Source organism: Paenibacillus sp. AGC31 (assembly GCF_057334655.1).
Window position 1 is genome coordinate 313,451 of sequence record NZ_JBHFJH010000028.1, and the last position, 15,362, is coordinate 328,812.

The 15,362-nt window shown below is 44.5% G+C and carries 15 protein-coding genes; 13 read left to right on the top strand and 2 right to left on the bottom strand.

Annotated elements, in window-relative coordinates:
• Positions 1–72 precede the first annotated feature (72 nt).
• The 4 genes from ACE04G_RS15650 to ACE04G_RS15665 all read left to right on the top strand — a co-directional run bounded on the left by ACE04G_RS15650 (position 73) and on the right by ACE04G_RS15665 (position 2,457).
• A complete protein-coding gene (locus ACE04G_RS15650) occupies positions 73–435 on the top strand; it encodes an Asp23/Gls24 family envelope stress response protein (protein WP_076211848.1) in 363 nt (120 codons plus the stop codon).
• 32 nt (positions 436–467) lie between these two features.
• Positions 468–1,076, top strand: coding sequence for a GNAT family N-acetyltransferase (locus ACE04G_RS15655; protein ID WP_339308299.1), 609 nt, complete (start codon positions 468–470; stop codon positions 1,074–1,076).
• Between the two features lie 253 nt (positions 1,077–1,329).
• Positions 1,330–1,935 carry a pentapeptide repeat-containing protein gene (locus ACE04G_RS15660; RefSeq protein WP_076211853.1) on the top strand — a complete coding sequence of 202 codons (606 nt, stop codon included), beginning with the start codon at positions 1,330–1,332 and terminating at the stop codon, positions 1,933–1,935.
• A 138-nt stretch (positions 1,936–2,073) separates the two neighbouring features.
• Entirely contained in the window at positions 2,074–2,457 is a 384-nt protein-coding gene (locus ACE04G_RS15665; protein ID WP_449004513.1) for a hypothetical protein, read from the top strand.
• A 157-nt stretch (positions 2,458–2,614) separates the two neighbouring features.
• On the opposite strand, the gene ACE04G_RS15670 is transcribed toward ACE04G_RS15665, so the two are convergent.
• Positions 2,615–4,120 carry an MFS transporter gene (locus tag ACE04G_RS15670; RefSeq protein WP_449004514.1) on the bottom strand — a complete coding sequence of 502 codons (1,506 nt, stop codon included), beginning with the start codon at positions 4,118–4,120 and terminating at the stop codon, positions 2,615–2,617.
• Between the two features lie 139 nt (positions 4,121–4,259).
• Between ACE04G_RS15670 and ACE04G_RS15675 the strand changes: the two genes are divergently transcribed.
• The 9 genes from ACE04G_RS15675 (at position 4,260) to ACE04G_RS15715 (ending at position 14,494) form a co-directional block, all read left to right on the top strand.
• Complete coding sequence (locus tag ACE04G_RS15675; RefSeq protein ID WP_449004515.1) at positions 4,260–5,099, top strand: MerR family transcriptional regulator; 840 nt, start codon at positions 4,260–4,262, stop codon at positions 5,097–5,099.
• A gap of 392 nt (positions 5,100–5,491) precedes the next feature.
• The gene (locus tag ACE04G_RS15680) at positions 5,492–6,970 is read left to right on the top strand and encodes an Lsa family ABC-F type ribosomal protection protein (RefSeq protein WP_449004516.1); all 1,479 of its coding nucleotides are present in this window, start codon (positions 5,492–5,494) and stop codon (positions 6,968–6,970) included.
• A 151-nt stretch (positions 6,971–7,121) separates the two neighbouring features.
• Positions 7,122–7,688, top strand: coding sequence for a TetR/AcrR family transcriptional regulator (locus ACE04G_RS15685; RefSeq protein ID WP_036608234.1), 567 nt, complete (start codon positions 7,122–7,124; stop codon positions 7,686–7,688).
• Between the two features lie 353 nt (positions 7,689–8,041).
• Positions 8,042–9,196 (top strand): glycosyltransferase family 2 protein, encoded by a 1,155-nt coding sequence (locus ACE04G_RS15690; RefSeq protein WP_017688647.1) that lies wholly within the window; start codon positions 8,042–8,044, stop codon positions 9,194–9,196.
• 37 nt (positions 9,197–9,233) lie between these two features.
• On the top strand, positions 9,234–10,541 hold the full coding sequence (locus tag ACE04G_RS15695) for an aminotransferase class III-fold pyridoxal phosphate-dependent enzyme (protein ID WP_237175520.1): 1,308 nt from the start codon (positions 9,234–9,236) through the stop codon (positions 10,539–10,541).
• Between the two features lie 42 nt (positions 10,542–10,583).
• The gene (locus tag ACE04G_RS15700; protein WP_076211861.1) at positions 10,584–11,615 is read left to right on the top strand and encodes a zinc-dependent alcohol dehydrogenase; all 1,032 of its coding nucleotides are present in this window, start codon (positions 10,584–10,586) and stop codon (positions 11,613–11,615) included.
• A 92-nt stretch (positions 11,616–11,707) separates the two neighbouring features.
• Entirely contained in the window at positions 11,708–12,952 is a 1,245-nt protein-coding gene (locus ACE04G_RS15705; protein ID WP_051449724.1) for an MFS transporter, read from the top strand.
• A 267-nt stretch (positions 12,953–13,219) separates the two neighbouring features.
• Positions 13,220–13,813 carry a DUF1349 domain-containing protein gene (locus ACE04G_RS15710; protein ID WP_449004517.1) on the top strand — a complete coding sequence of 198 codons (594 nt, stop codon included), beginning with the start codon at positions 13,220–13,222 and terminating at the stop codon, positions 13,811–13,813.
• A gap of 39 nt (positions 13,814–13,852) precedes the next feature.
• Positions 13,853–14,494, top strand: coding sequence for an HAD family hydrolase (locus tag ACE04G_RS15715; RefSeq protein ID WP_017688642.1), 642 nt, complete (start codon positions 13,853–13,855; stop codon positions 14,492–14,494).
• Here the strand turns inward: ACE04G_RS15715 and ACE04G_RS15720 are convergent.
• Positions 14,491–15,306 (bottom strand): AraC family transcriptional regulator, encoded by an 816-nt coding sequence (locus ACE04G_RS15720; protein WP_339308322.1) that lies wholly within the window; start codon positions 15,304–15,306, stop codon positions 14,491–14,493. The genes ACE04G_RS15715 and ACE04G_RS15720 overlap by 4 nt on opposite strands.
• Positions 15,307–15,362: the final 56 nt, after the last annotated feature.

The following is a 15,362-nucleotide window of genomic DNA, read 5'->3' on the forward strand; positions in this document are numbered from 1 at the left end:
CGTATGATTTATATTTGTATTAAATGATAATATTATCTATCAAAAATACGGGCACAAAGAGGGGGACCTAGGATGTCCATTCAAAATGTTTTGGGAAAAATTCAAATATCGGATGATGTGATCTCCAAAATTGTCGGCAAGATTGCAAATACTACCAGTGAGATTTCCTCCATGTCGACAGGACTTGTAGAAGGCATCACCAAAAAGTGGAGCGGGAAAAGTCTGCAAAATGGCATAGCTATCCGCAAGGTAGAATCAAGACTGGAGATAAACGTAAAGGTTGTCGTGTGTTATGGAACGAAAGTGCATGAAGTTTGCAGGGAATTGCAAAACAATGTGAGATTGCATGTGGAACAGCTGACCGGATTAACCATTGATACGGTGAATGTGATCGTTGAGGGGTTATCATTCAACCAACCTGCTGCCCAGCTTTAATTCAATTTCAGCTACCTAGAGGAGTGACAGCGATGAATAAGATTTCCATAACAAAAGCCAGTCCACAATCATTAGTCGGCGGGCAGCTAAATCAGATGGCACTTGAATATATGGCCTATTCGCTTGCAGGTACCAAGGATAAAGGCATTATAGAGAAAACATTTAACAAGTTATGGCGTTCGAATCAGAACCGATTCAGTCACCAATATGCTTATGAAGCTAAAATGGGTAACCAAACGCTGGGCATGATCGTATGTTATCCGACCACTATCATGAACAAACTTGCTCTACCAACGTTCTCCAAGCTGTTTGAACTTCGGAAATGGAGCCTGATCAAGTATAATCTCCAACACTGGAAAGAGTTCTACTCCATGGTGACATTAAAAGAAGCGGAGAACGACGAGTACCACATCGGAACATTAGCTACCTTGCCTGAAAGCAGAGGACTTGGTGTAGGGACACAACTCATTCAATTTGCTGAGGAGCAAGCTATAACACAAGGTCTGTCCAAATCTTCACTTACGGTTAAAAAGGAAAATATACTAGCTATTAAACTCTACGAGCGTTTGGGATACCAGAGAGTAGGGGAAATCAATAAACCTTCGTTATCCCTGTACAGAATGTCCAAAAAACTGGTGTAATGTTTTCAGATACGAATAGAAAAAGCAGCTAACTGAAGAGTTTAACATATATAAGCCCACATTGGAACGGTTAAAAGTGTGAGCTGGAGGGGCGCTTTGTACGTCCCTTTTTTTAGTTTTCAGATTTTTCTCATAAAAAAAGTAACTTGACTTTTGTGTGTGATTAAGCAGGTACTTGACAGGGGTGTGGTATAGTATAAAAAGTTCTTTTAATGAAGAAAGACGGAGAAATATACAATGTGGGGTGTAACCAGTGTATCAATATAAGGATCAGGAATATGAAGCAGTACATTTTGAGGGACGCGACCTGCGCTATGGAGAACTTATAAGCTGTGTTTTCAAGCAGTGTACATTTATGAATGCTTCTATGGAAGAAATTGAAACGAGTAACTGTCGTTTTATCGAGTGTGACTTCAAAGGGGCTTCCATGAATGGTTCGATTCATACGGAATCGGCTTTTGAAAACTGCACCTTCGGTGGTGCGAATCTCTTTGCTTCCAAATTCAGCTCCTGCAAGATGACAGGCTCAGACTTTTCAGGTGCGCAAATGGATGGCATCACCCTAAGTCACGGCGATTGGTCCTATACCAATCTGAGACATACGCGTTTGGGGAAACAGGATCTGCGAGGAATTCGTTTCTTCGAGGCTGACTTTACGGACACGGATTTCACCAAAGCGGATTTGAGAGACTGTGATCTTACCAGAGTTATATTAAGCAGAGCCAAGCTGCAAGGGGCCGATCTTAGAGGGGCTAACTTGGAAGGAATCGATCTGAAATCGCTGGATATCAAAGGCGTACGTTTGGATCGCGAACAAGCTGTTCTGTTTGTACGCTCGTATGGTGCGAAAGTAGATTGAGTTGAACATACACAGCAGGAAGCCGCCCTTGAGGCGGCTTTTTTGACGTTAAAGCTTTCCCAATTCAAACAAATTGGCAGGAATAAGAGATCTAAACAAGAAGTAGTTAACATAAGTTTCAACTAAAAGGAGGTTATCATGACAGTCACATTAATTAGTATTGTTGCTATTATTGTCTTTGGGCTTATAACCGGCACGATCACTACAATTATGGTATTTAAACTGCTACGTAAAAATAAAGAGCAACATCACCTTCGCAAGAGCATTCTGATGGACGGAATTCCAGCAGAAGCAATAATTCATGATATTGTACAGACTTCATCCAGTATGGATGGAAGGCCTGGCGTGCGATTGGATTTGACTGTAACCCAAGTTGACGGCCGCACCTTCCCAACAATTGTAGAGACTTATATTCCAATCACACATATTCCCCACTTTCAGAAAGGAAATGTCATTAACGTAAGATACATTGCGATGGGGAATGAACGAAAAGTTGAGGTACAGGATGCCTACCTTCCGTGAGGTGCCGCAGGGTGGTAAGCTTCGGTTATCAGGCATATCAAAAACCATTACCTGAAACAAATCAGGTAGTGGTTTTTAACGTTAATTTAATTGAGTTAATCCTCTTCTTTTGACATATTTCGTATATACCTCGCTTTTCTTCATGAAGTGAATTTCATTACGTTTTAACGCTGTGCTTGTGGGCTCGTTTCAACCGCACAGCAACCCAGCTCATGATCAGAGCAGCAATGAACAGAAATACGGACACACCTGCAATGACAACAAAGAAGGATTGGTCAAATGCAGCAAAGGCGGCATTTTTGAGCGATTCAGCAGACGCAGCAGGCAAGCTTTCGGCAGCGATAAGTGCTTCATCCAGACTGTCTTTCGCATTGGCTGGCACACTAATTCCCACAGGAATCTTCATAGCGAGTGTGTAGAAAAGGGTCGACATGCTGCCGATGATCGCAATACCGGATGCCCCGCCCAGCTCATAACCTACTTCCTCAATGGAAGCGGCCATACCCGCTTTGTGTGGTGGGGCATAACTCATAATGGAATGTGATGCAGCGGTCATCCCTGATCCAAGACCTGCACCAAGTAGTGCCAAACCGAGAATTTGCCCGGTGAACCCGGCATTGAAATACATCAGATACGTCCCCATGCCAAGGGCAGCGATGAAAAGAGTGAAGCTTTTGATATATACAACATCCACACGGTGCATAATGGCCCCCGTAACAGGTCCAGCGATGAGTGCTGCAACAGGTATGGATACGGTGAATAGTCCAGCCTGAAGAGGTGACATGCCTTCCACCAGTTGAAGCCGCTGAGTGACCATATATTGCACACCCATTTGTGCAAACAAGCCAACCAGTGCGGTAATAAAGCCGGTGCTGAATCTTGGGATTTTGAATAAGGATAGATCCAGCAGCGGATTGGGACTGTTATTCTGACGGCGAATAAAGATGATCAGGGCCAGAACACCGATCACAGCAGCAATGATAGCGAGTGTGAGAGATCCTTCGCGTCTTGTGAATTCCTTAATGGAATAGATAATTCCGACCATGGCAATCATGATCTGAATGGAACTGGTGAAGTCCCACTTTTTCGAGGTATCCCCTTGATGTTTAGGGATCATTTTCAAGGCGAATACAAACGCGATAATGGCTATGGGCAGGTTAATCAGAAACACAGAACCCCACCAGAAATGTTGAAGAAGCAGTCCACCAACAATCGGTCCCAGTCCAGCACCGCCTGATGCAATGGAACCCCAGATACCGATTGCCAGTGCGAGTTCTCGCTCATTCGTAAACGTAACTCTGATAATCGACAATGTCGCTGGCATCATCATGGATGCACCTACGGCAAGAAGAATTCTGCTCATGACTAGCACAGCCGGTACTGGAGAAAAGGCAGCGGCAAGAGAAGCAGCAGAAAAGACGAGCAAGCCCAGGGTAAATATTTTTTTATGACCAAGACGGTCTCCGAGTGTTCCCATTGCAGGAAGAAGACCCGCCATGACAAGGGAGTAACCGTTCAGAATCCATAATTTCTCCGAAGCTGATGCACCGAGATCATGGGTCAAGCTGGGTAAAGCGGTGTACAGGATGGTCATATCCATCACAATGAGTAATAGTGCACTTGAGACAATAACTAGAATCATCCAACGTTTGAATTTTGACATGTTTCCCTCCGGCGATATGAATAACTTACAATTTTAGACTAAACTATCGGGTAACCCTATAGTCAAATTTTTCTTTACAGACTATAATGCATGTATATTGATAAAACTTAGACTACATATGTACATGGAGGGCCCATAGATGGCTGGACATCACGCACAACATTTTACCACCAGTGAATTTGCCAAGATCTGCGGAGTGACCAAACATACCTTGTTTCATTATGACGAGATTGGGCTGTTAAAACCTGAATATACCAATGCCAAGGGCTACCGCTATTATGGTATGCAACAAACGTATGTGCTGGATGTCATACATGTGCTGAAGAAGGCAGGAAGCTCACTCCAAGAGATTAAGTCGTTCATTCAAAATCAGAATACACCATTGTTAATTGAGCTGTTTGAACAGAAATTAAAGGCACTTGAGTTGGAGCAACAACGAATCAAACGTATGCAAAAGCTGCTAAGTGGTGCCATTGAAATGACGAAACAAGCCACGGATGCTTCTCCTGAAGGGCTGCATATCGAACAATGTGAGCTGGAGTATTTTATTACTGTTCAATTGGAGCAAGGGGATGGGGATAAGGAATTCTTCCGTAAGTTCATTGAATACAGGACCCATTGTGATGAACAGATGATCGACTATGAGTTTCCGGTATGGACGATCTTAACTCAGAAGCACTATGAGGCAGGAGAATACTATCCGGATTACTTTGGCAACAAAATAAAAGCTCCCATTTCAGGGGAAACGATATGGATTAAGCCAAAAGGGATGTATGCCGTCATGAATCATCGAGGTTCATACGAAAGCATGCCGGAGACGTATTCCCTCATGAAAGAGGAGATAGAAAAAGAGGGACTGCAAGTCTGTGGACATGTGTATGCACTGGACCTGCTCACTTATTTTGCAGAAAGTAATCCCGATGAGTACATCATCAAAATTTACGTAGAGGTGTGTAAGGCTGATAATACGGTGGATTGAAGGAGGAAGGGGAAAGACGCGGAGGAAGTGATTGAGGTTGCCATGTCTTGACCCATGTCGTATTCCATGTTAAGTTTTCTGTATTAAATTTTGAACTTTCAAAGGGGGGATAGAGTCATGACTGAATTAGAGGTTGTAGATGTTTATGTGGACCTGTCAACGAACATGAACAGTGGCATGGTTCACAATATGACTAATCAGAATCTGACACTTTATCCTCCTATGCATAGATCTACTTGGCGCTGAGTGGTTTATCGCCAGGTTTCTTTTATTGTATAAGCGAATCTAAATTCTGATTATGTTCAAATATTAAAGTGAGGGAATCCATGCCATGTTCCATGGTGAAATCCCATCAGTTTACTTTTATATTTCACATAAAAAGGATGATATGCATGTCTTTAATCAACGTTACCAACCTGACCTTTGCCTATGAAGGCAGTTACGATAATATATTTGAAAATGTTAGTTTTCAGTTGGACTCCGATTGGAAATTGGGTTTTACCGGAAGGAACGGCAGAGGCAAAACGACATTCCTTAATCTGTTGCTTGGCAAATATGAATACAGCGGACATATCTCGGCGAATGTTAGCTTTGAATACTTTCCTTTCCAGGTAGAAGATAAGGGAGCCATGACCGTTGATGTCATCGGTGAGATTCATCCTGAATATCTGCACTGGCAAGTTGTGCGCGAGTTTAACCTGTTAAAAGTGTCAGAAGATGTGTTGTATCGACCTTTTGATACGTTATCCAACGGAGAACAAACAAAGGTGATGCTGGCTGCTTTGTTCCTGAAGGATAATCGGTTTCTGCTCATTGATGAACCTACCAATCATCTTGATCTTCATGCGAGACAAATTGTAGGTGATTATCTCCGCAGCAAGAGTGGATTTATTTTGGTGTCTCATGATCGATCCTTTCTGGATCACAGCGTGGACCATATCCTTTCCATCAATAAAAGTAACATCGAGATTCAGAAAGGCAATTTCTCCGCTTGGTGGGAAAATAAAAGAAGGCAAGATCAGTTTGAACTTGCGAGTAATGAGAAATTAATAAAGGATATCAAGCGTTTATCCGATTCAGCCAAACGGACCGGTGGATGGTCGCATGAAGTTGAAAAAACCAAAAACGGTACGAGAAATTCCGGCTCCAAGGTGGATAAAGGATATATTGGGCACAAGGCTGCCAAAATGATGAAACGTTCCAAAAATATCGAACAAAGGCAGCAATCTGCGATTCAAGAGAAATCCAAACTTCTCAAAAATATCGAGAGTGCAGAACGTTTACAGATTCATCAGCTGGAGTTTCACAAGCAGGAACTTGTCGAATTGGAACATGTGTCGATATCATACGGCTCCAATACGGTGTGTAAGGATGTCAGTATCTCGGTTGAAAAAGGGGATCGTATTTCCCTATACGGTAAAAATGGATCTGGCAAATCAAGCATTCTTAAACTGATCTGTGGTGAAGATATCCCTTATACAGGTCTTTTCCGAAAGGATCATCAGCTTAAAATCTCGTATGTGTCGCAGGATACATCTGATCTTGGAGGGCATTTATCTGAGTATGCGGCCACACAGGGGATTGATGAAAGCCTGTTTAAATCGATACTTCGAAAGTTGGATTTTTCCAGACTGCAATTGGAGAAAGATATCTCAACGTTTAGCGCAGGGCAAAAAAAGAAAGTGCTCATTGCCAAAAGTCTTAGTGAGAAAGCTCATCTGCATATCTGGGATGAACCACTAAACTTTGTAGATGTTATTTCACGTATGCAGATCGAAGACTTACTCTTGGAATACTCGCCAACCCTGCTTTTTGTAGAGCATGATCGTGAATTTTGTACAAATATCGCAACGAGAATCATCGAACTGTAAGTATCGTGAAAGATAACCATGCTAAGAGCCGCCAAATGGCGGCTTTTAGTATTACTCGTGAGGAAATATGCTATAATTTTATAATCTCATCCAATCATTTGATGGATGACTAGATCAATTGTAGACTAATTCGCCAAGAGGTGTAATACCAATGAAAAAGGAAATGACAACAATCAAACAAACCAGGCTTCATTCCATTTTGGACGAGGCCACCAAATTGCTGATTGAAAAACCGAATGCTTCCATGAATGAAATTGCAGAATCTGCAAAAATCGGGATCGCTACGTTACATCGATACGTGGAAAGCCGCGAACAGCTTATGGTATATCTCGGATTACGCGCAATCGAGGTGGTTAGTGAGACCATGAAAGAAATCCAACTGGATGAGGAGCACTGTGAAAAGTACATACCTGAGCTGATCGAGGCGCTGATTCCATTAGGCGACAAAATATATTTTCTGGCTCATGACACCACCATTAACTATAATCCCGAAATTGAAGGAGCAGATCTGAAACTGAGAGAACCGGTACTGCATGCGGTCGGTCTGTTACAACAGAAAGGTTATTTCCGCTCCGATCTCGATAAAACCTGGATTGTCGATGTGCTGTATTCCATCATGTTCCTGACGTGGCAGCAGGTTGTAAGTGGTCATATCGCGAGAAAAGCAGCCCCCGCGCTTGTGGTGGATACGTTTTATCATGGATTTAAGCAGCGTTAGGTCAGGGTCTATCCAATGAAAAACAATAGATTTTAATACGAATGACACCCCAAAAAAGTCAACTGTATCGTTAGATACACAGACTCTTTGAGGGTGTTTTTTTGCGTTCACAACAGCGTTTCTCAGTGCGCAAGCTGCAAAGACTTGATTTTCTCACATATTCAAATATTAACAGCGTTCAGAATTTAAGATTTTCAGTTTACAAAAAATGATATAAATTTCTAGTAGATTCAAATCATTACCAAATAAAGACAAAATATTCAAACGAGGGGGCCGGGCAGAAATACCTGCAATTGTGCAGTTCAAAATCAGCTTATGTACTCATTCCATCAACCCAAATCAGGAGGGATTCCATGCTTTACACCATTATTGTGCCAGTCAACCAGGACTATAACATTTTGAACCTGTTCACAGATTCGCTGCTCCGGACGGTAAGCCCATCCACTCAGATTATTTTCATCAACGATGGTTCCGGCTCAGCAGTCTTTCAACATCTGGATAAACTGAAGCAAGAAGTAAGAGAAGGTGTGACCATCGAGATTCTTCAGCATGATTTTCCACTCGGTTGCGCCGTGTCGATTAATAGCGCACTGAGTCTTGCCAAGGGAGAGTACATTTTCTTCCTGGATTCTGACACCATTCTTCAACCGAACTGGCAACCGATGATGAAAGAGACACTGGATAGCGATATTACGATTGGCATGATTGGAGGGGTTCTGTTGTATCCGCAAACAGGAGGCGTGCAGCATTGCGGCATTGCTTTTGCGGACACCATCGGCCGACATCTGTTCCTGAACGCATCTCCTGATGACATCCCGAAAGAAACCTTCTCTGTTCAACTGGTGGTGTTCGCCATGTTTGGCATGAAGCGGGAGGTGTATGAGACCATCGGCAACCTCGATGAGAAGTTCTTTAACGGATATGAGGACTTTGATTATCAGATGCGGGCACGAGCTGCCGGATACGATACGGTCATTAACCCAAATATTCAGGCGTATCACTGGGAACGCAGCAGCGGCATTCACCGCAACTTCAACCGTAAGAACAATCTGGCACGCTTCTGGAAAAAGTGGGGCGGTCAAATCGAGGCTGATGTGTGGCCATTCGTTTTCAGTCATCTGAAAGCACAGCTGGAAAGCCAAGAGGAATACCAGCATCTGCCGATTGTCGGGATTGACCTTGCCGAGGTTCGAAGTGATGCCGATACATTCTGGACCAAGCTAGAGGAAGCCGAATTTGCAAATGTAGCCGAAGTACGGGACTATTCAAACCGCTTTAATTCCAATGGGGCCATCTGGCTGCCACAGGTACTGGGCAAGGAACTGATTCATAGTGAGAACCGGTTACTGTTTTTGGTGGACAATTTCGCCCGTTTGCTGGAGAACCGCTACTGGATTGAGATGAGACATGCTCATCGAGCCAAGGATCTGATCATTGACCTGTATGGCAATGTGATCACGATGGATCGCATCTACGATGGATGCTGGCCTGGAACCAAAGTTCGGTAATTCACTCACAACGAAAATAAACAGGGAGGTACTTAAGGTGAAAGAAAAAGAGAGCACGCTCGATCGTGCCGTACGATTTACCCGTAATCTGGAGTGGTTGGAACAAGTCGAAAAGGTAATTCCGAGCGGATGCAGCACTTTAGCCAAAGCACCTGAACGTTTATTTCCGGGGCATACCCCCGTATGTTGTGCAGAGGCTTATAATTCCCGATTTACAGATATCGACGGGAATGAATGGCTGGATTGTGAGATGGCCATGGGTACGGCGTCATGGGGCCATGCCAGACATGAAGTCCAATTAACCGTCATTCACCAGTTGAAAAAAGGGACAAGCTTTTCTTTACCTGCCGACATCGAGCTTGAATGTGCCGAGTTGATTCTGGATCGGTTCGAGGGTCGTTATCCATCGCTGCGCTTCACCAAGAGTGGTGCTGATGCAGTGAGTGGGGCCGTGCGTCTGGCCCGTGCCGCTAGTGGCAAAAGCAAGGTTATTGCAACAGCGTATCATGGGTGGCACGACTGGTCTGCCTACGGTTATTATGGTGGCCAGACGAAAGAACGTGGCATCCCGGTGGATATCGAGCGTTCAACGATCTGGATCAACAAACCTACTACGGAGCGAATTGAGGCTCAGATTACCTCATCTCCCGAGGATATCGCATGTATTGTTCTGTGCCCCAACGAGTGGAAAAAGGACGCGCTGGAGCAAGCCGTAAACCTATGTCGGTCTCTGGACATCATTATTATATTCGATGAGGTAACGTCCGGTATTCGAATGGGCAAGCAGGCTACAGCAGGAGAATATGACATCTGGCCTGATCTGCTCTGTATCTCTAAGGGTATGGCAAACGGTTTACCACTCGCAGCGGTTATGGGACCTGAGCACTTGATGTCTTTGTCAGGACAGGTCAGATTCAGTAATGCCCATTCCAGCGAAACGACAGCGCTCGCGGCAGCGATTGCCTGTGAACGATTAATGAAAAATGCGAAAGTATGGCCGACTTGGCGTGATCCGGCAACCCGGATCATGGATCGTCTGGAATCTGAACTTGTGTTACTCGGATTGACGGATCAATTGGAAGTGAGAGGGACGTATGCAAGCTTCTGCATTCAATCCCTGGCTGAAGATAACTTCCAGACAGACCCTTTCCGCGAGTTCATGGTGAAGAGAATGGCTCACTTCGGCATTTTCACCAAAGGTTACTTTATTTTCTCCGATGCCCATACACGGGAAGAATTGCTGTGGGTCGAGGAAGCGCTGTTGCAGATCCTGTCAGACTGGAAAGAGATTCAGAAGCAGGAACATCTTCATGCGATGCAACTTTCGAAAACGTTTGAAGCTTAATCCATAGATCATAAACGACAATCGACTAGGAGGAATTATTCAATGAAAGCACTCGTATATCAAGATCTCAAACAGGTGACTTACCAGGAGATTGATGAGCCAACCATTCAAAAGCCAAACCAGGTAAAAATTAAAATCTATGGTTCCGGCATCTGCGGGACAGATCTGAATATTGTCAAAGGCAAAGTGCCGGCGAATAAAGGAACGATCATTGGTCATGAAGGTGTAGGTACAGTGGTTGAGGTGGGCGACGAAGTTCGTGGTTTCAAGATCGGTGATCGGGTATTGGTTGATCCCACGCAATCTTGCGGTACCTGCTCATACTGCCGTGAGGGTCTGTTCATCTACTGCGAGAATTTTGATGACTACCAAGTAGGGATGACGACACACGGAACCTTTGCCGAATATTTTGTCGGGGACGAAAAGTATATCTATGCCATCCCGGATTCCATGAGTTGGGAAACGGCCATGATGATCGAACCACTGGGATGTGTACTTCAGACGTTCATGAAAGCAGGGACTAAGCCCAGTGACTCTGTACTGGTCCTCGGTTCTGGTGCCATCGGTTCCCTGTGTCAGCTTGTGAGCAAACGATTGGCGAGGCTTACTGTAGGCACGGAAGTTGATCCATACCGCAAAGAGTTCGCTTCAGGGATCGCGGATCATGTGTTTTATCCTCAGGATCTGACACTGGATAAAGTATACGAGATCAATAATAACAAAAAGTTTGATATTGTAGTGGACGCGGTTGGTAACCAGCTTCATGTAGGGTTTGAGCTGATTGCCAAAGGCGGCAAAATTATTCCGATGGGATATGACGATAGCTATGAGGTGACGTTCAAATCAACAGCCGTGATTAATGATGGTATAAGTATCATTGGCGCGGTAGCTAATCACTCGATGATCAGTACGGCACTGAAATTTGCCCAAAGTATCCCGGAACTGGAACAGATGGTGACAGCCAAGGAACTGCTGAGTGATTATGAACAGGCCTTTAATGGAACGATTGGTTATGACATGCATACTGGAGAGAAACTGCCGATGAATTCGGTGAAAACAGCTCTTATCCTATAAGAGGTACTATAAGCATGTAGACATTAGCGGGTTTGCCGCTGCGAGAAGTTGGAATTCGCAGCGGTGAAAACCGCAGAAGGAAGGGATATCGATTGAAATTGCTTCAAGATTTGCCGAAGAATCCACGCTACTCCATTTTACTCGAACCGGTATGGGCCATTCCGGGCACGATCGTTCTCTTTTACGCTCCTTTATATATGAAGGAAGCCGGACTTTCGGACATAGAAATCGGTTTAATCAATTCGGTGAATCTTTATTTTGCCTTTATCTTTCAATTGTTTGCGGGTTCCATTACGAATAAGCTGGGGCGCAAACGAACAACACTGATCTTTGATCTGCTTGCCTGGAGTGTTCCCATGTTCATCTGGGCCTTCTCCCAGAACTTCTGGCTGTTCCTGATCGCTTATTTACTGAATGCAACATCCAAGTTTGTAACGGTCGCCTTTAACTGTCTGATCATAGAGGATGTAGAGGAACACAAACGATCCAAGGTGTTTGCCATTCTCAACATGATTATTACAGGAGCCGGGGTATTAACACCTATTGCCGGGGTTGTCATTGCTGATTATGGTATTGTGCCTACACTCGCCAGCATTTACTTTGTCGGGGGCATCCTGATGACTGCGATGTTCTTCATTCGTAACCGATACACGGATGAGACTGAAGTTGGCAAGGAACTTATGGGATTGCATAGTAAAACCCGCGTGCTTCAGAGTTTGGGTTCCAGTCTGCGCCTGTTCGGCAAATCGTTCTACAAACGGAGACTTTTTCCGATTATCCTGATCACGGTGTTGTCCAATCTGATTCTGCAGCTGAATTTCTTTCAGGTCATTTTCTTCAAGGAACAGTTGAAATTTGATGACCGTGTCATTTCGTTTATCCCAGTAGTGACTGCGGTAACCGTCATGCTGCTTTATCTGGTCATCATTCCGAGACTGAAACGGCGTTCCGAAGAAAAGTATGTTGGTTTTTCCATCGTGCTTAGCACGGCCGGAGCCATTCTGTTTCTATTGATCCCTGTGGGGAATATAGGTATGTTGTTTCTCACGCTAATCGTGCTCGCTGCGGGTAACTTCATTTTGCAGACATACCGGGATTCCCTGCTGATGAACCGACTGGGTACGCATGAGAAAGCCGATATGTTCTCGGCCGTGCAGACCGTCATGACACTTACAGCCATTCCATCCGGTTACCTGACGGGCTTGCTCTACCATCACAATCCAACACTATTGTTCAGTGTCATTCTTGGTCTATATGTCGTACTCATGGTCATTATGTTCTTCCTGCCAGATCCGCAAAAGCACTCCCAAGTGCTGGAACCTTACAAAAATATGTAGAAAAAGGGGTTTACTGTATCTGGAGCGAATATGTAGTACAGAAAAAAATGAGTAAATGCATGTTCAAAAAGAGCGGTTTTCAGTACCGAGAAGATGGGATGAAGCTAGAAATGGAGTAGCGGAGCGTAGGAAGACTACGTGAGCAACGGACATTTCGGCTGAATGCCATATTCGATGCTGATGATGCCACTAGGCATCCTTAGTAATCAAAAGCGTACTTTTTGAACTACCTCTAGAACATATTTTAACTTGGGAGGCTGCTAACAAATGACTAACATAATGACAACAGAAGCACGGAAGCAATGGAGCTGGATGAACGAGCCCGAAATCTGGTCTTATACGGATCAGGGAGGTGTGCTGGTGGAAGCGAAGGCAGACACCGACTTTTTCCAAGATCCAGCGGGGAAGCACATTCGTGCAACGGCTCCTTTCTTGTCCATGCCTGTGCCTGGCGAATTCGAAATCACAACCCAATTAACCGTAGATATGAAAAATCAATATGATTCCGGATGTCTGATGGTGATGGCGGATGATCTTAACTGGTGCAAAATTTGTTTTGAATATGATGGTAAAGTGCCTACCATCGTGTCGGTGGTGACACGTGATGGTTCATCAGATGATTGCAATTCGGTTGAAGTCTCTGTACCTAATCCCTACCTGCGTATACGCAAAGTAGAGGACTGTATATCATTCTTTTATTCACCCGATGGGGAAGAATGGAAACTAATTCGTTATTTCGGCATGCCGATTCAGGGGGAACTTCGAGCTGGATTAGTTGTTCAGTCGCCGACTGGAACGGGCTGTACGTGTCACTTTTTATCCGTGAACGTTACTCATCCGGACTTGACCGCACGTTTCTAATCCGCTCCCCTGGCCGATCACTGGAGGGAGAACAGGTTCATGGTAAAAGCATTTATATTTGATTTTGATGGACTCATTGTCGATACAGAGACACCTTGGTATTATGCGTTTCGGGATATTTATGAAGAGCACGGAGTTGAACTTGGTCTGGAGTTATGGTCGAAAAATGTGGGGACATCCTTTGAGGAGTTTCATCCATTTCTGTATCTGGAGCAGGCGCTCCAAAAAAAGATAGATCATGATCACATTAAACTGCTCTCTGAACAGAAATACGAAGTCTATTTGGGACAAGCTGCTATTCTTCCAGGGGTGCATGAATTGCTTCAGTCTGCGAGGGAGAAGGGGATTCAGCTTGCGGTTGCTTCCAGCTCCACACGAGATTGGGTGCATGGTTACTTGCAGAAATTAGGCATTTTTGATTATTTCACAGTCGTTCATACATCCGAGGATGTGAAGCGAGTGAAACCGGACCCTGAACTGTACCTTCTTGCTCTCCAGAGTCTTGGGATCGAGGCTTCCGAAGCGATTGTGTTCGAAGACTCACCTAATGGCTTAAAGGCAGCCAATGCGGCAGGTATTCGTTGTATCATCGTACCTAACGAGGTAACGCGTGGTCTGGAATTCGCCATGCATGAACTGCGGTTATCCTCGCTGGCCGAGATCGATATGGAGGCGCTCTAATCCAGATACTGCTTGCGTAGCTCGATAGGGGAGATCCCTTCGTATTTTTTGAACACTGATCCAAAGTAACTGGCACTGTTGAAACCAACGGCTTTGGCTATTTCATGAGCGGTCGTAGCGTCATTTTCGATGAGCATTTCCTTGGCTTTCAACAACCGATATCGCATCAGATACTCCAATGGAGTCATTTGAAATTCTTTTTTGAATATCCGATTCAGGTGCTGTTCGGTAACGTCCATCTGCTCAGCCAACATGGGGAGAGAGATATCCTGATGATAATTTTGTTTGATAAAAGTAATGAGTTCATCCAATCTTAATCGGGCATCAGAACGTTCGTAAGCACTATAGCGTTCACCTTCAATGGTTAATCTGACCAAAAGCATGTACAGTAATGCGGATACGTGCCAGATCTGATCCTTGTGCCGGGACTGCAGCGCCAACGTAATTTCACGCAACAGGATATGAAGCATTCCATCCGGCTTGAAGGCGCGCAGCTCCCCGATCTGCAAGGAATGCAAGAACCGTGGCAATAAATAGCCATTGAAAGACAGACAATCAAATCGTAATGAATCACTCAAATTGTGGTAACGGTAGGTTACCTCCGGGAACAAAATGAGAGCGGTCCCTTTTTTGATCGAAAATTCATGATTCTTTGCTGCGATTCGCCCTGTTCCTCCGATGCACTGTACAATGCTGTAATCCCGTGAATGGTCGCTCCAATTCATCAATTCATCAACGGTCAACTGGTTTTGCCCTGTAATCATGAGCGGCATATCGGTATCCATCGGATTCCCCATACTAGGTTTCGGCATCGTCGTGTTATTCCTCTTTTCGTTAAAGGATCATGTGCGTAAGTGGCGTGGTTACA